1 protein-coding gene (cut by a window edge) is annotated in these 21,768 nt (G+C 74.3%); it reads left to right on the top strand.

Features of this window, described 5'->3' with window-relative positions; translation table 11 throughout:
* Nucleotides 1–21,607 carry the final stretch of a type I polyketide synthase gene (locus ACIOD2_RS24015; protein WP_400541872.1) on the top strand. The gene continues 25,646 nt to the left of window position 1, outside the view, so 21,607 of the gene's 47,253 nt are visible here — the last part of the coding sequence; the start codon falls outside the window, past its left edge; the stop codon is at nucleotides 21,605–21,607.
* Nucleotides 21,608–21,768: the final 161 nt, after the last annotated feature.

Below are 21,768 nucleotides of genomic sequence, written 5' to 3' on the forward strand. Positions count from 1 at the left end.
GCTGGTCACAGCGTTCGACGCGGACTACTGGGTGCGGCACGTCCGGGAGGCCGTCCGCTTCCTCGACGGCATCCGCACGGCCGCGGCCCAGGGCGTCACGACGTTCGTCGAGCTGGGCCCGGACGGCGTGCTGTCCGCGCTCGGCCAGGAGATCGTCCCCGGCGCGTCCTTCGTCCCGGCCCTGCGCAAGGGCCGGCCGGAGGCGCTGACCGCGGTCACCGCTCTCGGGACCGCGCACGCCCACGGCGCCGACGTCGACTGGGCCGCCGTCCTCGGCGGCGCCGGGCAGCACGTCGACCTGCCGACCTACGCCTTCCAGCGCGAGCTGTACTGGCCGAAGCCGGGCACCCGCACCGGGGACCTGACCGCGGCCGGCCTCGGCGCGGCGGACCACCCGCTGCTGGGTGCGGCGGTCGCCCGGGCCGACGACGGTGGGTTCCTGCTCACCGGGCGGCTCTCGCTCAAGACCCACCCGTGGCTGGCCGAGCACACCGTGCGCGACGTCGTCGTGCTGCCCGGGACGGCCTTCGCCGACCTGGCGCTGCACGCCGGCGAACCGGCCGGCTGCGACCGTGTCGAGGAACTGGTCCTCGAAGCGCCGCTGGTCGTTCCGGCTGACGGCGTGGTCGTCCAGGTCTCGCTCGGTGCGGAAGACGAGTCGGGCCACCGCTCGCTCGTCGTGCACTCCCGCGTCGGCGACGCACCCTGGGTGCGGCACGCCACCGGGGAACTGGCTCCCGGCGCGGTGGCCGCGACGCCGTTCGCGGCCGAGTGGCCGCCGTCCGGTGCCGAACCGGTCGACGTCTCCGCGCTGTACGAAGGCCTGCTGGCGGGCGGGCTCGGTTACGGCCCGGTCTTCCAGGGCCTGACCACGGCCTGGCGACGGGACGGCGAGGTGTTCGCCGAGGTCACGCTGCCGGAAGACACCGACGTCACCGGGTTCGGCCTGCACCCGGCGCTGTTCGACGCGGCCCTGCACGGGGTCGGGCTCGGCGCGTTCGTCGAGGACACCGGCACGGCGCGGCTGCCGTTCAGCTGGGCCGGCATCACGCTGCACGCCACCGGCGCCCGCACGCTGCGGGTCCGGCTGGCGGCCGCGGGCGCCGACGCGGTGTCCGTGCACGCCGCCGACACCGCCGGCGAGCCGGTGCTGTCGGTCGAATCCCTTTCCCTGCGCCCGGTTTCGGGTGTTCCGGTCGACGACGTCGTCCGCCAGTCGCTGTACACAGTGGACTGGACGGCCGTCGCCGTACCCGGCGGCACCGACCCGGACACCCCGGTGCTGCTGGTGCCGCGCGGGGAAACGCCGGACGAGGTCCGCGCGGCCGTGCACCTCGTGCTCGACGCGCTCCAGCGGCAGGCCGACCTGGACGGCCGGCTGGCCGTCGTCACCCGCGGCGCGGCCGCGGTGCTGGCCGGCGACGCCCCGGACCTCGCCGGTGCCGCCGTCTGGGGCCTGGTCCGCGCGGCCCAGGCCGAGCAGCCCGGCCGGTTCACGCTGGTCGACCTCGACGCGGCGGCCGACCTGGCCGAGCTTCCGGGCGTACTGACCTCCGGCGAACCGCAACTCGCCGTTCGCGGCGGAGCAGTGCTCGCGCCGCGGCTGGCCCGGGCCGCGGTCGCGGACCACGAGCCCGCGGCGTTCGACGGAACGGTGCTGGTCACCGGCGCGACGGGCGCGCTCGGCGCGGTCTTCGCCCGCCGGCTCGCCGAACACGGCGCGCGGCACCTGCTGCTGGTCAGCCGGTCCGCCACCGCGGACTCCCTCTCCGACCTGACCGCCGAGCTGACCGAATTCGGCGCGGACGTGACCGTCGCGGCCTGCGACGTCGCGGACCGGGACGCCCTGGCCGCACTGCTGGCCGAGCACCCCGTGACCGGCGTCGTGCACGCGGCCGGGGTCCTCGACGACGGCGTGCTGGCGTCGCTCACCCCCGAGCGCGTCGACGCCGTGCTGCGACCCAAGGTCGACGCCGCGTGGAACCTCCACGAGCTGGCCGGCGACGCCTCCCTGTTCGTGCTGTTCTCCTCGGCTTCCGGGGTGTTCGGCGGCGCGGGCCAGGGGAGCTACTCGGCCGCGAACGCCTACCTGGACGCGCTGGCGCACCGCCGGCACGCGGCCGGGCAGGCCGCGACCTCACTCGCGTGGGGCCTGTGGGCCGGCGACGACAGCATGGCGGCCGACCTGGCCGAGGCCGACCTGCGGCGGATGTCCGCCGCCGGCATCGGCGCACTGTCCACCGAGGACGGCCTGACGCTGTTCGACGCCGCGCTGTCCACAGGGGACGCCGCATTGGTGCCGGTCCGGCTGGACCTGGCCGCGATCCGGGCCCGGGGTGCCGTGCCGTCGCTGCTGCGGGGGCTGGTACCCACGCCGAAGCGGCGGGCGGCGGTCTCGACCGTCACCGCGTCGCTGGAGCAGCGCCTCGGTGCCCTCGACGCTGCCGAGCGGGAACGGGCGCTGTCCGACCTGGTCCGGACCGAAGTCGCGCAGGTGCTCGCGTTCGCTTCGGCGGACGCGGTCGGCGCCGCTCGGACGTTCACCGAGCTCGGCTTCGACTCGCTGACCGCGATCGAACTGCGCAACAAGCTGCACACGGCGACCGGCCTGCGGCTGCCCGCCACGCTGATCTTCGACTACCCGACCCCGGACGCGCTGGCCGCGTACCTCGCGGACGAACTGTTCGGAGTGGATGGTCCGGCCGAGGTCAACACCGTGTTGTCGGTGGACGAACCGATCGCCATCGTCGCGATGAGCTGCCGGTTCCCCGGCGGCGTCACGACCCCGGAAGAGCTGTGGGACCTGGTCGCCGGGGGAGTGGACGGCATGACGCCGTTCCCCGTCGATCGCGGCTGGGACGTCGAAGGGCTGTACCACCCGGACCCCGACCACGTCGGCACGAGCTACGCCCGCGAGGGCGGGTTCCTGCGCGACGCGGCGAACTTCGACCCCGAGTTCTTCGGCATCTCGCCGCGGGAAGCGGTCACGATGGACCCGCAGCACCGATTGCTGCTGGAGACGTCTTGGGAGGCCATCGAACGCGCCGGCATCGCGCCGGAAGCGTTGCGGGGCAGCCGGACCGGCGTGTTCGCCGGGATCATGTACCACGACTACGCCAACCTGCTCGAGGCCGCGCCGGAGGACTACGTCGGCCACCTCGGCACCGGCAACGCGGGCAGCGTCGCCTCCGGCCGCGTGTCCTACACCTTCGGGCTTGAGGGCCCGGCGGTGACCATCGACACCGCGTGCTCGTCGTCCCTGGTCGCCCTGCACTGGGCGGTCCAGGCCCTGCGGCACGGCGAGTGCACGATGGCCCTGGCCGGTGGTGCCACGGTGATGGCGACGCCGGGCGCGTTCCTGGAGTTCTCGCGCCAGCGCGGGCTTTCGGCCGACGGCCGCTGCAAGGCGTTCTCCGCCGACGCCGACGGCACGGGCTGGTCCGAGGGCGCGGGCATGATCCTGCTGGAGCGTCTCTCCGACGCGCAGCGCAACGGACACCCGGTGCTGGCGGTGGTCCGCGGCAGTGCGATCAACCAGGACGGTGCGTCCAACGGTCTCACCGCGCCGAACGGCCCGTCGCAGCAACGCGTGATCCGCCAGGCCCTCGCCGACGCCGGTCTGTCCACTTCGGACGTCGACGCAGTGGAGGCGCACGGCACGGGCACGTCGCTGGGCGACCCGATCGAGGCGCAGGCGCTGCTCTCGACCTACGGTGCCGAGCGTGCGGGTGACCCGCTGTGGCTGGGCTCGCTCAAGTCCAACATCGGGCACAGCCAGGCGGCCGCCGGTGTCGGCGGTGTGATCAAGATGGTGCAGGCGCTGCGCAACGGCGTCCTGCCGAAGACGCTGCACGTCACCGAGCCGTCACCGCACGTCGACTGGGCGTCCGGCGCGGTCGAGCTGCTGACCGAGACGCGGGAGTGGCCGGACACCGGCCGGACCCGCCGTGCGGGCGTGTCGTCGTTCGGGTTCAGCGGCACCAACGCCCACGTGATCATCGAGCAGGCGCCGGTGACCGCACCGGTCGAGGTGCCGGCTCCGGTCGTCACCCCGCTGGTCTTCTCGGCGCGGACGCCGGAAGCCCTGCGGGAGCAGGCCGAACGGCTGCGCACGGCGCTGACCACAGTGGACGCCGTCGAGGTGGGTTCGGCGCTCGTCACCCGGCGCTCGCTGTTCGAGCACCGCGCTGTCGTCCTCGACCCGGCCGGTCTGGCGGGGCTCTCCGGTGCCATCACCGGTGAGGCCACCGACGGCGGCACGGCGTTCCTCTTCACCGGGCAGGGCAGCCAGCGGGCCGGCATGGGCCGTGAGCTGTACCAGGCGTTCCCGGTGTTCGCGGCGGCGTTCGACGCGGTGCGGGCCGAGTTCGACTTCGACCTCGACGGCGGTGACGTCGACGAGACGCAGTACGCCCAGGCAAACCTGTTCGCGCTGGAAGTGGCGTTGTTCCGGCTCTTCGAGAGCTTCGGCGTCACACCCGGCTCGCTGGCCGGGCACTCGATCGGCGAGCTGGCCGCCGCCCACGCGGCCGGGGTGTTCTCCCTGACCGACGCGGTGCGGCTGGTCTCCGCCCGGGGTCGCCTCATGCAGGCGCTCCCCGCCGGCGGCGTGATGGTCGCGATCCAGGCGACCGAAGCCGAGATCACGCCACACCTGTCCGACCGTGTAAGCATCGCGGCCCTCAACGGCGACGAGTCCACTGTGGTCTCCGGCGACGAGGACGCGGTGCTGGCCATCGCCGAGCAGTTCAAGGGCCGCAAGACCAAGCGGCTCACCGTGAGCCACGCGTTCCACTCGCCCCACATGGACGCGATGCTGGACGGCTTCCGCGCCGTCGTCGAGACGGTGACCTACCACGAGCCGCGGATCCCGCTGGTCACCACCGGCGGCACGGCCGAACCGTCCACCCCGGACTACTGGGTCGGCCAGGTCCGCAACGCCGTCCGGTTCACCGACGCGATCCGGACGCTGGAAGCCCGTGGTGTCACGACGTTCGTCGAGCTGGGCCCGGACGGCGTGCTGTCCGCGCTCGGCCGCGAACTCCTGCCGGACGCGATCTTCGCGCCCGCGCTGCGCAAGGGCCGTCCCGAGCCGGGCACCCTGGTCACAGCGCTCGCCGAGGCGCACGTCCACGGCACGGCCGTCGACTGGACGGCCCTGTACCCGGTGGCCGCGCGGGTCGACCTGCCGACCTACCCGTTCCAGCGGGTGCGGTACTGGCCGCGGCCGGGCAACGCCACGGGCGACGCCACCGGTCTCGGCCTGGGTGCGGCGGAACACCCGCTGCTCGGCGCGGCGGTCAGCCGCGCCGACGGTGACGGGTTCCTGCTCACCGGCCGGCTGTCCACGCAGACCCACCCGTGGCTGGCCGAGCACGCGGTGGGCGGCGCGATCCTCGTGCCGGGCACGGCGTTCGTCGAGCTCGCGGTGCGCGCGGCCGACCTCGCCGGGTGCCGTCAGGTCGAGGAGCTGACCATCGAGGCCCCGCTGGTGCTCCCGGAGCGCGGCGCGGTGCAGGTCCAGCTGTGGGCCGGCGCGGCGGACGCGGCCGGGCGCCGCGAGCTGACGCTGTACTCGCGGGCCGAGGACGCGGCCGACCTGCCGTGGACCCGCAACGCCGGCGGCCTGCTCGCCGCCGACGCCCCGGCGGTCCCCGAGACGCTCACCGAGTGGCCGCCCGCCGCGCAGCCGGTCGACGTCGGCACGCGGTACGACGACCTGGCCGCCGCCGGCTTCGGTTACGGCCCGGCGTTCCAGGGCCTGACCGCGGCCTGGCAGCGTGACGGCGAGGTGTTCGCCGAGGTCAGCCTGCCCGAGGACGTCGAGGTCACCGGCTTCGGCGTGCACCCGGCGCTGCTCGACGCGGCGCTGCACGCGGTCGGCCTGGGCGACCTGCTCGACGACGACCGGGCCCGCCTGCCGTTCTCGTGGGCGGGTGTCGGCCTGCATGCCGAAGGGGCCCGCACGCTGCGGGTCCGGCTGGCGAAGGCAGGTCCGGACGCGGTGTCGCTGACCGCCACCGACGAGTCCGGCGCGGTTGTGGTGTCGGCCGAGTCGCTGGTGCTGCGCCCGATGGCGATGGAAGACGTCGCGAAGCGGCCCGAGTCGCTGTTCCGCATCAACCTGGTGGAAGTCCCCGGTGGACAGTCCACAACGGACTGGGAGGTGGACGACCAGACCGGCACGGGAGACACTCCGGACGACGTCCGCGCGGCCACCCACCGCGTCCTGGGCGTCCTGCAGGACTGGCTGACCAAGCCGGAAGACGCACGGCTCGCGATCGTCACGCGGGGCGACAGCCTCGCCGCGGCCGCCGTCCACGGCCTGGTCCGCTCGGCCCGTACCGAGCACCCGGACCGGTTCGCGCTGGTCAGCCTGGACGTCGAAGCCGGACCCGAGGACCTGCGGGCCGCGCTGACGTCCGGCGAGCCCGAGGTGACGGTCCGCGACGGCAAGCTGTACGCGCCGCGGCTGGCCCGGGCGACGGTGTCCGCACCGGCGTTCACCACCGACGGCACGGTCCTGCTCACCGGCGGCACCGGCGCGCTCGGCGCCGCGGTGGCGGAGTACCTGGTCACCGAATGCGGTGTCCGGCGGCTGGTGCTGACCAGCCGCCGTGGCCCGGCCACCCCGGGCGCCGCGGAACTGCGGAACGCCCTGGTCACCGCCGGTGCCGAGGTCGACATCGTGGCCTGCGATGCGGCCGACCGCGACGCACTGGCCGCGCTGCTGGCCGGGATCACCGACCTCAAGGCCGTGGTGCACGCGGCCGGTGTCCTCGACGACGGCGTGCTGTCGTCGCTGACGCCCGAGCGGCTCGACGCGGTGCTGCGGCCGAAGGTCGACGCCGCGTGGAACCTCCACGAGCTGACCTCGGACCTCGACGCGTTCGTGCTGTTCTCCTCCGCGGCCGGCGTGTTCGGCGGCGCGGGGCAGGGCAACTACGCCGCCGCAAACGCTTTCCTCGACGCACTGGCCACCCGGCGCCGAGCGGCCGGGCTGCCCGCGACGTCGCTGGCCTGGGGCCTGTGGGCGACCGGCACGAGCATGGCCGGGCACCTCGGCGACACGGACCTGGACCGGCTGGCCGGTGCGGGTGTCGCCGCGCTGTCTACTGAGGACGGTCTTGCGTTGTTCGGTGCCGGTCTGTCCGGAGAGGACGCCGTGCTGGTGCCGATCCGGCTGGACCTCGCCGCCGTGCGGGCGTCCGGCCAGGTGCCGCCGCTGCTGCGCGGCCTGGTGACCGCCCCGCTCCGGCGGACCGCGGTCGCCGTCACCGGCTCGCGGCTGAGCCAGGACGGGATCCTCGACCTGGTCCGCGACGAGGTCGCCGCGGTGCTCGGGTTCGCCTCGGCCGCCGCCGTCGGCGCGACCCGGGCGTTCACCGAGCTCGGTTTCGACTCGCTGACCGCGATCGAGCTGCGCAACCGGCTCAACGCGGCCACGGGGCTGCGGCTGCCCGCGACGCTGATCTTCGACCACCCGACGCCGTCGGCCCTGGCGGAAGAGATCGTCGGACGCCTGTTCGGCGTCGAAGAGGAGGCCGTCGCCGAGGTGGTGGCGCGGGACGACGAACCGATCGCCATCGTGGCGATGAGCTGCCGCTTCCCGGGCGGCATCACCAGCCCCGAGCAGCTGTGGGCGCTGGTCGAGTCCGGGCAGGACGCGATCGGGCCGATGCCCGCGGACCGCGGCTGGGACCTCGACGCGCTGTACGACCCCGACTCTGCGCGCCCGGGGACGAGCTACACCCGCCACGGCGGATTCCTGCGTGACGTCACCGAGTTCGACCCCGAGTTCTTCGGGATCAGCCCGCGTGAGGCGCTCGCCATGGACCCGCAGCAGCGGATGCTGCTGGAGACGTCGTGGGAGGTCTTCGAGCGGGCCGGGATCGACCCGGATGCCGTGCGCGGCAGCCGGACCGGCGTGTTCGCCGGCCTGATGTACCACGACTACGTCAGCCTCCTCGAGCGTTCGAAGGACGACGTGGCCGGGCACCTCGGCACCGGCAACTCGGGCAGCGTCGTCACCGGGCGGCTGTCCTACCACTTCGGACTCGAGGGCCCGGCGGTCACGGTGGACACCGCGTGCTCGTCTTCGCTGGTGGCGCTGCACCTCGCGGCGCAGGCCCTGCGCAACGGCGAGTGCACGATGGCCCTGGCCGGCGGCGTCACGGTGATGTCGACGCCCGCCGCGTTCATCGAGTTCAGCAAGCAGCGGGGGCTTTCGCCGGACGGCCGATGCAAGGCGTTCTCCGCGGACGCCGACGGCACCGGCTGGGCCGAAGGCGCCGGCATGATCCTGCTGGAACGGCTGTCCGACGCTCAGCGCAACGGGCACCCGGTGCTCGCCGTCGTGCGCGGCACCGCGATCAACCAGGACGGCGCGTCCAACGGCCTGACCGCGCCGAACGGCCCGTCGCAGCAACGCGTGATCCGCCAGGCCCTCGCCGACGCCGGTCTGTCCACTTCGGACGTCGACGCGGTCGAGGCGCACGGAACCGGGACGTCGCTGGGCGACCCGATCGAGGCACAGGCGCTGCTGGCCACTTACGGTGCCGACCGCACCGGTGACCCGCTGTGGCTCGGCTCGCTGAAGTCGAACCTCGGCCACAGCCAGGCCGCGGCCGGCGTCGGCGGCATCATCAAGATGGTCATGGCGATGCGGCACAGCACCCTGCCGAAGACGCTGCACGTCTCCGAGCCGTCGGGGCACATCGACTGGACCGCGGGCGCGGTGGAACTGCTCACCGAGGCCCGGCCCTGGCCGTCGGTGGACCGGCCGCGCCGCGCGGCGGTGTCGTCGTTCGGGTTCAGTGGCACCAACGCGCACACGATCATCGAGCAGGCACCGGCCTCTTTCGAGGTTCCCGCAGGCAAGGACGTCCTGGTCCCGCTGGTGCTTTCGGCGAAGACCGCCGACGGCGTCCGCGCCCAGGCGGGTCGTCTGCTGGAGCTGTTCGAAGTCGACCCGCCGCGCATGACCGATGTGGCACTTTCGCTGATTCAGTGCCGCCACCGGATGGAGCACCGGAGCGTTCTGCTCGCCCGGGACGCCGACGAGGCCCGCACGGGTCTCGCCGCGCTGGCCGCGGGCGAGCCCGCCAACGCCGTGCACGGCCTGGCGGGCACCGGGAAGGTCGCGTTCGTCTTCCCGGGCCAGGGTTCGCAGTGGCCGCGGATGGCCGTCGAGCTGCTGGAGACCTCCCCGGTCTTCGCCGCGCGGATGGCCGAATGCGCCGAGGCGCTGGCGCCGTTCGTCGACTGGTCGCTGCTGGACGTCCTGCGTGCGGCGGAACCGCTGGAGCGCGTCGACGTCGTCCAGCCCGCGCTGTGGGCGATGATGGTCTCGCTGGCCGCGGTCTGGCGCCACCACGGCGTCGAGCCGGCCGCGGTGGTCGGCCACTCGCAGGGTGAGATCGCCGCAGCGGTCGTCGCGGGTGCACTGTCCCTTGAGGACGGTGCGCTGGTGGTCGCGTTGCGCAGCAAGGCGATTCTCGCGCTGGCCGGACGCGGTGGCATGGTCTCCGTGCCGCTCCCGCCGGAGGAGGTCGCCGCTTCGCTTGAGCCGTGGGGCGACCGGATCTCGATCGCCGTCGTCAACGGGCCGCGGGCGACCGTGGTCTCGGGTGACGCCGACGCCCTGGACGAGTTCCTCGCCCGCTGCGAGGAGCAGGAGATCCGGGCCAAGCGGATCCCGGTGGACTACGCGTCCCACTCGGCGCACGTCGCGTCCCTAGAGACGGAACTCCTGGACGTGCTAGCCCCGGTGCGCCCGCGCCCGGCGGCGATCCCGTTCTACTCGACGGTGACCGGCTCACTGCTCGATTCCGGCCTCGACGCCGGGTACTGGTACCGGAACCTGCGCCAGACGGTGCGCTTCACCGACGCGATCGAGGCACTGGCCGGGCACGGCCACGACGTGTTCGTCGAGGTCAGCCCGCACCCGGTGGTCGCCACCGGCCTGCAGGACATCCTCGAGGACGCGGGTGTGCCCGCGACGGTCACCGGCACCCTGCGCCGAGACCAGGGCGGCTTCGCCCGGGTGCTCACCTCGCTCGCCCAGGCCCACACGGGCGGCGCGCAGGTGGCGTGGGACACCGTGTTCAGCGGTGGTCGGCGGATCGACCTGCCGACCTACGCCTTCCAGCGCAGCCGCTTCTGGCCGGAACTGGCCGAGACGGTCGTTTCGGGTGACGGGTTCGCCGACAGCTCCTTCTGGGACGCCGTCGACAGCGACGACCCGGCCGCCGTCGCGGCCGCGTTGGAGATCGACGGCACCGACGAGGAGACGTTGCGGGCCGCGCTGCCTGTGTTGTCGACCTGGCGCCGCAACCGCCGCGACAAGTCCACTGTGGACAAGTGGCGGTACCGGATCGCCTGGACTTCGCTGGACATCTCGGCCGCGGAGTTGGACGGCGACTGGCTGGTGCCGGTCCCGGCAGGTGCGCACGCCGAGATCGAGGCGGTCACCGCGCTGCTGACCGCGCATGGTGCCCGGCCGCACGTGGTCCCGGTGGAACCGGGCACCTCGGCCGAGGAACTGGCTGCGTTGCTGGCTGCCCATGGTGCACGCACGGTCGCCGACGGCGGTCTGGCGGACGAGTCGGCCACGCCGGCCGCTGACAACGGCCCGTCGGGCGATGCGGTCACCTCGGCCGCTGACGGTGCCGAGCTGGGCACAGATGCCGAGGCGCTGCAGGTCCGCGGTGTCCTGTCCCTCCTGGCGCTCGACGAGCGCCCCGACCCCGAGCACCCCGTCGTCCCGGCCGGGCTCGCGCTGACCGCCGCACTCATCCGGGCACTGGACGGTGTCGCGGCTCCGCTGTGGCTCGCCACTCGCGGTGCCGTCTCCGCAGGCCGGTCCGACCGGCTGACCTCGGCCGTCCAGGCGCAGGTCTGGGGCCTCGGCCGGGTCGCCGGGCTGGAGCACCCCGAACGCTGGGGTGGCCTGCTCGACCTGCCGGAAGACCTCGACCCGCGGGCCTCGGCCCGGGTGGCCGCGGTGCTTGCCGGCACCACGGACGAGGACCAGGTGGCGGTGCGCCCGTCCGGCGTCTTCGCCCGCCGCCTGGTGCGCGCTCCGCTCGCCGAGCGGCCGGCGATCACCGGCTGGACTCCGCGTGGCACGGTGCTCGTCACCGGTGGCACCGGCGCGGTCGGCGCGCAGATCGCGCGCTGGCTGGCCCGGCACGGCGCCGAGCACCTGGTGCTCACCAGTCGCCGCGGTCTCGACTCGCCTGGCGCACAAGAGCTGGTCGAGGAGCTGACCGGGCTCGGCGCCCGGGTCACCGTCGACCCGTGCGACGTCGCCGACTTCGAGTCGGTGCGACGCCTCACCGCCGAGCACCGGTTCACCGCGGTGCTGCACGCCGCCGGGGTCGGGGTCTCGCCGCCGCTGGCCGAAACCGGCGCCGCCGACCTCGCGGTCAACGCGGCCGCCAAGGTCGCGGGCGCGGTCAACCTCGACCGGGCGCTCCAGGACACCGAGCTGGACGCGTTTGTGCTCTTCTCCTCCAACGCCGGGGTCTGGGGCGGCGGTGGCCAGGGCGCGTACGCCGCGGCCAACGCCTTCCTCGACGCCTTCGCCGAACAGCGCCGCGCCCGCGGTGCCCAGGCCACCTCGGTGGCCTGGGGCGCGTGGGCCGAGGGCGGCATGGCCGAAGGCGAGGCCGGCGAGCAGATGCGCCGGCGGGGGCTGCGGCCGATGGCGCCGGAGCTGGCGATCTCGGTGCTGCAGCAGGCCCTCGACGCCGACGAGACGTTCCTCGCGGTGGCCGACGTGGACTGGGCGAAGTTCGCGCCCGCGTTCACGGCGCTGCGAGCGCGTCCGCTGATCGCCGACCTGCCCGAAGTGTCCGCTTTGGACACCGCGGCAACCGAACCGGTCCACAGTGGACTGGCTGGACGACTTGCCGAACTGCCTTCGGCAGAACGCAAGCGCGTCCTGCTCGACCTGGTCCGCGGCGAGGCGGCCGCGGTGCTCGGGCACACCGGCACCGACGCCGTCCCGCCCGCCCGGGCGTTCCGTGAGCTGGGCTTCGACTCGGTCACCGCGGTCGAGGTGCGTACTCGCCTGGTCGCGGCCACCGGCCTCAAGCTGCCCGCGACCCTGGTGTTCGACTACCCGACCCCGCTCGACCTGACCACGTTCCTGCTGGGCGAGCTGCTCGGCGCCGAGCCGGAGACGACCACGACCGCGGTCGTCACCACCGGGTCCGACGAGCCGATCGCGATCGTCGCGATGGGCTGCCGGTTCCCCGGCGGCGTCCGCTCGCCCGAGGACCTCTGGCGGCTGGTCGCGGCCGGTGACGACGCGATCGGGCCCTTCCCGGCCGACCGCGGCTGGGACCTGGACTCGCTGTACCACCCGGACCCGGAGCACGCGGGCACGACCTACACCAAGGAAGGCGGTTTCGTCCACGACGCCGGCGAGTTCGACCCCGGCCTGTTCGGGATCAGCCCGCGCGAAGCCCTGGCGATGGACCCGCAGCAGCGGCTGCTGCTGGAGACGTCGTGGGAGGTCTTCGAGCGCGCCGGCATCGACGTGCGGACCCTGCGCGGCACCCGGACGGGTGTGTTCCTCGGCGCGGCGGCCTCCGGGTACGGCGCGGGCGCCGGTGAGCTGCCCGACGGCGTCGAGGGCCACATGCTGACCGGCAACGTCGGCAGTGTCCTTTCCGGACGGCTGGCCTACTCCTACGGGCTCGAGGGCTCGGCGGTCACGCTCGACACCGCGTGCTCGTCGTCCCTGGTCGCGCTGCACTGGGCGGCGCAGGCCCTGCGGTCCGGCGAGTGCTCGATGGCTCTCGCCGGCGGTGTGGCCGTGATGGCCGACCCGGGCGGGTTCGTCGAGTTCGCCCGGCAGCGCGGCCTGGCCGCCGACGGCCGGTGCAAGCCCTTCGCCGAGGCGGCGGACGGCACCGGCTGGTCCGAGGGTGTCGGCCTGCTCCTGCTGGAGCGGCTGTCCGACGCTCGGCGCAACGGGCACCAGGTCCTGGCGGTCGTGCGGGGCTCCGCGGTGAACTCCGACGGTGCGTCCAACGGCCTCAGCGCCCCCAACGGTCCCGCGCAGCAGAAGGTGATCCGCCAGGCGCTGGCCAACGCCGGACTGTCCACATCGGACGTCGATGTGGTGGAAGCGCACGGCACCGGTACCCGGCTCGGCGACCCGATCGAGGCGCAGGCGCTGCTGGCGACCTACGGCCGCGACCGGTCCGAGCCGCTGTGGCTGGGTTCGCTGAAGTCCAACATCGGGCACACGCAGTCCGCGGCGGGTGTCGCGGGTGTGATCAAGATGGTCCAGGCCATGCGGCACGGGGTGCTGCCGGCCAGCCTGCACGTCGACGAGCCGTCGACCCAGGTCGACTGGACGGCCGGTGCGGTCGAGCTGCTCACCGCGGCCCGCCCGTGGCCGGAGACCGGTGCGCCGCGCCGGGCCGGGGTGTCCGCGTTCGGTGTCTCCGGCACCAACGCGCACGCGATCATCGAGGCCGTTCCCGCCGAGGAACCGGCCGCGGTGGTCGAGTCGCCGCTGCCGGTGCCGATCGTCCTTTCCGGACGGACGGCCACCGCGCTGCGGGCCCAAGCGGCTTCGCTGGCCGCCGCGGATACAGCGGACCTGGACGCCTTCGGGTACGCCCTGGCCACGACCCGGTCCGCGCTCGACCACCGCGCGGCCCTGCTGGCCACCGATCACGACGGCCTGCGGACGGCGCTGACCGCGCTGGCCGAGGACGGCACGGCCCCCGGCGTGCTGAGCGGGGTCGCCCGCGACCGCGGGCAGCTGGCCTTCCTCTTCACCGGCCAGGGCAGCCAGCGGACCGGTATGGGGCGCGAGCTGTACAACGCGTTCCCGGTCTTCGCCGACGCGCTGGACGCGGTGTGCGCCGAGTTCGACGCGCACCTCGACCGTCCCTTGCGGACAGTGCTGTTCGAGGACGGCGAGCCACTGGACCGCACCGGCTATACCCAGGCGGCGTTGTTCGCCCTGGAAGTGGCGCTGTTCCGGCTCTTCGAGCACTTCGGGTTCCAGCCGGACTTCCTGGCCGGGCACTCGATCGGCGAGCTGGCCGCGGCGCACGTCGCCGAGGTCCTCTCGCTGGCGGACGCGGTGACGCTGGTCGCCGCCCGCGGCCGGTTGATGCAGGCGCTGCCGGAGGGCGGCGCGATGATCGCCATCCAGGCGACCGAAGCCGAAATCACGCCACACCTGTCGGACGCGGTGAGCATCGCCGCGCTGAACGGCCCGGACTCGACGGTCGTCTCCGGCGAGGAAGACGCCGTGCTGGCGGTCGCGGCGCAGTTCGGTGACCGCAAGACCAAGCGGCTGGTCGTGAGCCACGCGTTCCACTCGCCGCTGATGGACCCGATGCTGGCCGAGTTCCGGGCCGTGGCGGAGACGCTGTCCTACGCGGCGCCGACGGTCCCGGTCATCTCGAACGTCACCGGTGAGCTGATCACCGAGTTCACCGCGGACTACTGGGTGCGGCACGTGCGTGAGGCGGTGCGGTTCGCCGACGGCGTCCGGACGCTCGCCGCGAGTGGCGTCTCGGTGTTCGTGGAGCTGGGCCCGGACGGCGTGCTGTCCGCGATGGCCCAGGCCAGCGCCGACGGCGAGTTCGTCCCCGCCCTGCGGGCCGGCCGGGCCGAGCCCGAGGCACTGCTGACCGCGGTGCTCGGCGCGCACGTCCACGGCGTCGAGCCGGACTGGGCCGCGGTGTTCGGCACCGCCGCCCGGCGCCGGGTCGACCTCCCGACGTACCCGTTCCAGCGGCAGCGCTTCTGGCTGCAGACGGGCGCGGGCGGCGACGTCACGGCCGCCGGTCTCGGCGCCACCCGGCACCCGCTGCTGCGGGCGGCCGTGGCCCGGGCCGACGGGGACGGGTTCCTGCTCACCGGGCGCCTGTCCGCGCAGCTCCTGGGCGGTGCGGCACCGGGTTCGGTGTTCGCCGAGCTGGTCTCGCGGGCCGCGGACGAGGCGGGCTGCGGGCTGGTCGAACGGCTGTCCGTCGACGCGCCGCTCGTGCTCCCCGAGCGTGGGGCGCTCCAGCTGCAGGTGTGGGTCGGCGAGCCGGACGGCTCCGGCCGCCGGGACGTGACCGTCCACTCGCGACCGGAAGACGGTGGCACGTGGGTCCGGCACGCCGAAGGTGTGCTCGGGGTCGTGCTGCCGAAGGTTCCCGAGTGGACGGACGAGGACGTCGTCGAGGTGTCGCTGCCGGAAGGTGTCGAGCCCGGGCGGTTCGGCCTGCACCCGGCGCTGCTCGACGCGGCGTTCGGCGGCCTTTCGCCGGTCGCCCTGGCCGGGTTCGCGCTGCACGCCTCGGGTGCCCGTGACCTGCGGGTCCGCCTGACGGACCTGGGTGACGACACGGTTTCGCTGCACGCGGTCGACGCGGAAGGCACGGCCGTGGTCACCGCCGACGCGGTGACGCTGCGGCCGACGGAGTCCGTCAAGACCGTCGACTCGCTGTTCCGCATCGACTGGGTGCCCGTCCAAGCGGGCCCGATCGGTGAGGTGAAGGAGGTCTACCAGGTGCCGGAAGGCGAGTCGCCGGAGGACGTCCACCGGATCGTCGCCGACGTGCTCGCGAAGCTGCAGACCGGCGAGAACCTGGTCGTCGTGACGCGGGGTGCGGCCGGGCCGGACGCCGGTGCCGATCTCGCGGGTGCCGCGGTCTGGGGCCTGGTCCGTTCGGCGCAGTCCGAGCAGCCCGGCCGGTTCGTGCTGGTCGACACCGATGACACGGAGGCGGTGGCCGCGGCCGTCGCCACCGGGGAACCGCAGGTGGTCGCCCGCGACGGGAAGCTGTTCGCACCGCGGCTGGTGCGGGCGGCCGTCGCGGCCGAAGCGCAGACGCTCGGCGAGGGCACAGTCCTGGTCACCGGCGGCACCGGCGCGCTGGGTGCCGAGCTGGCGAAACACCTGGTCGCGACCCAGGGCGTGCGCAAGCTGGTGCTCACCAGCCGCCGCGGGCCCGACGCGCCGGGCGCGGCCGAACTGGCCGAAGAGCTGGTCGCCGCGGGTGCCGAGGTGGACGTCGTGGCCTGCGACGTCGCCGACCGCGAAGCCGCGGCGGCCCTGCTCGACGGGATCACCGACCTCACCGCCGTGGTGCACACCGCGGGTGTGCTCGACGACGGCGTGCTGGCGTCCCTGACGCCGGAGCGCGTCACCACCGTGCTGCGGCCCAAGGTGGACGCGGCCTGGCACCTGCACGAGCTCACCGCCGGCCGGGAGCTGACGGCGTTCGTCGTCTTCTCCTCGGCTGCCGGGGTGCTCGGCGGGGCCGGGCAGGCGAGCTACGCGGCGGCGAACGTGTTCCTCGACGCGCTGATGCAGCGCCGCCGGAACACCGGGCTGCCCGGGACGTCGCTGGCCTGGGGCATGTGGTCCGGCGCCGGCAGCATGGCGGCCCGGCTCACCGCCGCGGACCTGCGGCGGATGACCGAAGCCGGGATCGGGGTCCTGTCCGTCGCGGACGGCATGGCGTTGTTCGACACGGCGGTGTCCACAAGGGACGCCGTGCTCGTGCCGATCAAGTTGGACCTGCCTGCCCTGCGGGCAAGTCTCACCGGTGAAGTGCCGCCGATGCTGCGCTCCCTGGTGACCGTCCCGCGTCGCCGGGCGGAAGTGTCCACAGTGGAACGTCCCAAGCGACGCGACACCCGGGCAATGCTCGACCTGGTGCGCGCCGAGGTGGCGGCCGTGCTCGGCTACCGCTCGGCCGCCGAGGTCGAACCGGACCTGCCGTTCCGCGAGCTGGGCTTCGACTCGCTGACCGCGGTCGAGCTGGCCAAGCGGGTCAGCGCGGCGACGGGGCAGACGCTGCCCTCGACGCTCGTGTTCGATTACCCGACCCCGGCCGTGCTCGCCGCGCACCTGCGCGGCGACGAGGCGGACGACGTCATCACGCCGACCGCGACCGACGACGACCCGATCGCCATCGTGGCGATGAGCTGCCGCTTCCCGGGTGGCGTCACGACGCCGGAAGACCTGTGGCGGCTGGTGTCGGAGGGCACGGACGCGATCACGCCGTTCCCGGCCGACCGCGGCTGGGACCTGGACGCGCTCTACAACCCGGATCCCGACCACAGCGGCACGTGCTACATCCGCGAAGGCGGCTTCCTGGCCGGTGCGGGCGAGTTCGACCCGGCGTTCTTCGGGATCAGCCCGCGGGAAGCGCTGGCGATGGACCCGCAGCAGCGCCTGCTGCTCGAGATCACCTGGGAGGCGTTCGAGCGGGCCGGGATCGACCCGCAGTCGGTGCGCGGCAGCCGGACCGGCGTGTTCGCCGGCACCAGCGGCCAGGACTACGGCACACTGCTCGCCGGCACCGAGGAGGCCGAGGGTTACCTGGCCACCGGCACCGCGGCGAGCGTCGTCTCCGGCCGGCTGTCCTACACCTTCGGGCTCGAAGGCCCGGCGGTCACGGTCGACACGGCGTGCTCGTCTTCGCTGGTGGCGCTGCACCTCGCGGCGCAGGCGCTGCGGGCCGGTGAGTGTTCGCTGGCGCTGGCGGGCGGCGTGATCGTCACGTCGACGCCGGGGGTGTTCGTCGAGTTCTCGCGGCAGCGCGGGCTCGCGATGAACGGCCGCTGCAAGTCCTTCGCCGAGGCCGCCGACGGCACCGGGTGGGGTGAAGGCGCCGGAATGCTCCTGCTGGAACGGCTTTCCGACGCCCGGCGCAACGGTCACCCGGTGCTCGCGGTGGTCCGCGGCAGCGCGGTCAACCAGGACGGCGCGTCCAACGGCCTGACCGCGCCGAACGGTCCCTCGCAGCAGCGGGTGATCCGCCAAGCCCTGTCCGCCGCCGGTCTGTCCACTTCGGACGTCGACGCGGTCGAGGCACACGGCACCGGCACGAAGCTCGGCGACCCGATCGAGGCGCAGGCCCTGCTGGCGACCTACGGCCAGGACCGGGAGACGCCGTTGCTGCTGGGCTCGCTGAAGTCCAACATCGGGCACACGCAGGCGGCCGCCGGGGTGGCCGGGGTGATGAAGATGGTGCTGGCCATGCAGCACGGGCAGCTCCCGAAGACGCTGCACGTCGACGCGCCGTCGTCCCAGGTGGACTGGACGGCGGGGGCGATCGAGCTGCTGACCGAGCCGCGCGCGTGGCCGGAGACCGGTCGTGCGCGCCGGGCCGGTGTCTCGTCGTTCGGCGTGAGCGGCACCAACGCGCACGTCGTCATCGAGCAGGCTCCGGAATCCGTGGCCCTGCCGGATGTGCAGGGCCCGGCCGTGGTCCCGGTCGTGCTCTCCGGCCATGACGCCGCCGCGCTCGCCGCGCAGGCGTCCCGGCTGCGTGACCACGACGGCGAACCGGCGGAGCTGGCCTACGCGCTGGCCACCACCCGGTCCGTCTTCGAGCACCGCGCCGTGGTGCTCGCGGGTGACCGCGACGAGCTGCTCGCCGGGCTGGACGCGGTCGCGTCCGGCGCCCCGGCGGCGGGTGTCACGAGCGGGGAGGCCCGGCCGGGCGGCCTGGCGTTCGCCTTCTCCGGGCAGGGCAGCCAGCGGGCCGGCATGGGCCGCGAGCTGTACGAGGTGTACCCGGTGTTCGCCGCGGCGCTCGACGAGATCTGTGCCGCGTTCGACTCCCGGCTGGACAGTCCACTGCGGACGGTCATGTTCACCGAGAACGACCTGCTCGACCGCACGGTGTACACCCAGCCCGCGCTGTTCGCCCTGGAGGTGGCGCTCTTCCGGCTGCTGGAGAGCTGGGACGTCCGGCCGGACGTCCTGGTCGGCCACTCGATCGGCGAGCTGGCCGCGGCGCACGTCGCCGGGGTGCTGACCCTGGCCGACGCCGTCGAGCTGGTCGCCGCGCGCGGCCGGCTGATGCAGGAGCTGCCTTCGGGCGGCGCGATGGTCGCGGTCCAGGCGTCCGAAGAGGAGGTTCTGCCGTTGCTGGCGGGCTTCGAGGACGTCGTCGGGATCGCCGCGGTCAACGGCCCGGCCGCGGTGGTCATCGCCGGGGACGAGGAACCGGTGGCCGAGGTCGCGGCGCGGCTCGCCGCGCTGGGGCGCAAGACGAAGCGGCTGACCGTCAGCCACGCGTTCCACTCGCCGCGGATGGAGCCGATGCTGGCCGAGTTCGCCGCGATCGCGCAGCGGCTCGACTACCACGAGCCGACCGTGCCGCTGGTGTCCACCTTGACCGGTGCGCCGGTCACGGCGGACGAGTTCCGCACGGCGGACTACTGGGTGCGGCACGTCCGCGCGGCGGTCCGCTTCGCCGACGGCATCCGCGCGGTGTTCGCCGCCGGGGTGTCCACTGTGGTCGAACTGGGCCCGGACGGGGTGCTGACGGCGATGGCGCAGGACTGCGCCGCGGTCGACGGCGGCACGCCCGTGGTGGTGCCGGCGCTCCGCCGTGGCCGTCCCGAGGCGGAGGCCCTACTCACCGCGGTGGCCGCGGCTCACGTCAACGGCGTCGCCGTGGACTGGGCGGCGCTGTTCACGCCGGGCCGGGTGGTCGCGCTGCCGACCTACCCGTTCCAGCGCGAGCGCTACTGGCCGGAGCCGGTGGCCGCACCCGCGCCGCGGGACGCCGCCGAGGACCGGTTCTGGGCGGCCGTCGAGCGCGAGGACGTCGACGAGCTGGCCGGGACACTCCCGGCGGGTGTCGACCGCGCGTCGCTCGGCACGCTCCTGCCGGTGCTGTCCGGGTGGCGGCGGCAACGCCGTGAACTGTCCACACTGGACGACTGGCGGTACCGGGTGTCCTGGACCGCGGTGGCCGAACCGGAGCCGCCGCTGTTCACCGGCGGTTGGCTGGTCGTCCTGCCGGAAACGGAGGTCGCGTGGTGCGGCCAGGTCGTCGAGGCGCTGCGGACGCACGGCGCCGAGGTGCGCACGGTCCGCGGCACCACTGGTTTGGTCACGGACGGCCTCCCGCTCGCCGGGGTGCTCTCGCTGCTGGCCGTGGACACGCGGCCGCACGCGGAGCACGGCATGGTCGCCACCGGCGTCGCGGGCACCCTGGAGCTGATCCAGGCGCTCGGCGCGGCGGGGATCAACGCTCCCTTGTGGACGGTGACGCGGGACGCGGTGTACGGCGACCACGTCGACATCGCCGGCGCCGAGGTCTGGGGTCTGGGCCGGGTCGCGGCCTTGGAACACCCGGACCGCTGGGGTGGCCTGATCGACCTGCCCGCGGTGCTGGACGACCGCGTCGCCGCACTGCTGGCGGGCGTGCTCGCCGGGGACGGCGCGGAGGACCAGCTGGCGGTGCGGGCCGATGGCGTCTTCGCCCGGCGCCTGGCGCGGGCGCCGTTGCCCACGACGTCGGCCGAGCCGTGGCAGCCACGCGGCACGGTGCTGGTCACCGGCGGCACCGGTGGTCTCGGTGCGCGGATGGCGCGGTGGCTGGCCGAGCACGGCGCCGAGCACCTGGTGCTGGTCAGCCGGCGCGGCCCGGCCGCGCCGGGCGCCGACGAGCTGCGGGCCGAGCTGGTCGCGACCGGCGTCGAGGTCACCGTCGCCGCGTGCGACGTCGGGGACCGGGACGCGCTGGCCGCGCTCGTCGGCGGGCTGGACGCCCCGGTGCGCGCGGTCGTGCACGCCGCGGGGGTCAGCCAGGGCACGCCGATCGCGGCGAGCAGCGTCGCGGAGTTCGCCTCCGTGGTGGACGCGAAGGTGACGGGCGCGCTCGCGCTGGACGAGCTGTTCGGCGAGCTGGACGCGTTCGTGCTGTTCTCGTCGGTCGCGGCGACCTGGGGTGGCAGCGGCCAGTCCGGGTACGCGGCGGCGAACGCGGCCCTCGACGCCCTAGCGCAGCGGCGGCGGGCGGCCGGCCTGGCCGCGACGTCGATCGCGTGGGGCCCGTGGGGTGGCGGCGGCATGGCGGCCGAGGGGGAGCACGAGGAGCAGCTGCGTCGCCGCGGCCTCCCCGCGCTCGATCCGAACCTGGCCGTCGCGGCGCTGACCCAGGCCGTCGACCACGGCGAGGCGGCCGTCACGGTGGCCGACGTCGACTGGGCGAAGTTCGCACCCGGCTTCACCGCGCTGCGGCCGAACGCGTTCATCGCGGACCTGCCGGAGGTGCGGGCGGTCCTCGAGGTGGAGGTCGCCGAGGAGGCCGACACCGGCGCCGAGCTGCGCGGCAAGCTCGCGGAGCTGGACGAGGCCGGCCGGCGGCGGACGCTGCTGGAGCTGGTCCGCACCGACGTCGCGCTGGTGCTCGGGCACCGCGGCACGGCGGCGGTGGGGCCGGACAAGGCGTTCACCGAGCTGGGCTTCGACTCGCTGACCGCGGTCGAGCTCCGCAACCGGCTGACCGCCGGGACCGGGCTGAAGCTGGCCGCGTCGCTGGTGTTCGACTACCCGACCCCGCAGGACCTGGCCGCGCACCTGGGCCGGGAGCTGGGCGGCGAGGACGGCGTCGCGTCGGTGTTCGGCGAGCTGGACCGGCTGGAGGCCGTGCTGTCGGCGGCCGCCACCGACGAGCTGACCCGCGCCAAGGTCAAGGTCCGCGTCCAGGCGCTGCTGGCCAAGTGGGAGAACGAGGAGGCGGTGGACAGCCCGGCGAGCGTCTTCGACGGCGCGTCCGACGAGGAACTGTTCGAGTTCATCAACAAGGACCTGGGCCGCTCCTGACCCTCGTCGCACCCGGCCCCGGGACGCCTCGCGAAAGCGCGGCGTCCCGGGGCTTTTCCGTTTCGCGCCGGGACGAGGCAAGCCGCCGCCCGGAACGGCCGCCGTGCTGCCCGGAGTTTGTGGCTGAGCCGTGTCGGCCGTTCCGGGCCTGTGTCCGCCGC

This window comes from Amycolatopsis sp. NPDC088138 (genome assembly GCF_044741685.1).
Taxonomy (GTDB): domain Bacteria; phylum Actinomycetota; class Actinomycetes; order Mycobacteriales; family Pseudonocardiaceae; genus Amycolatopsis.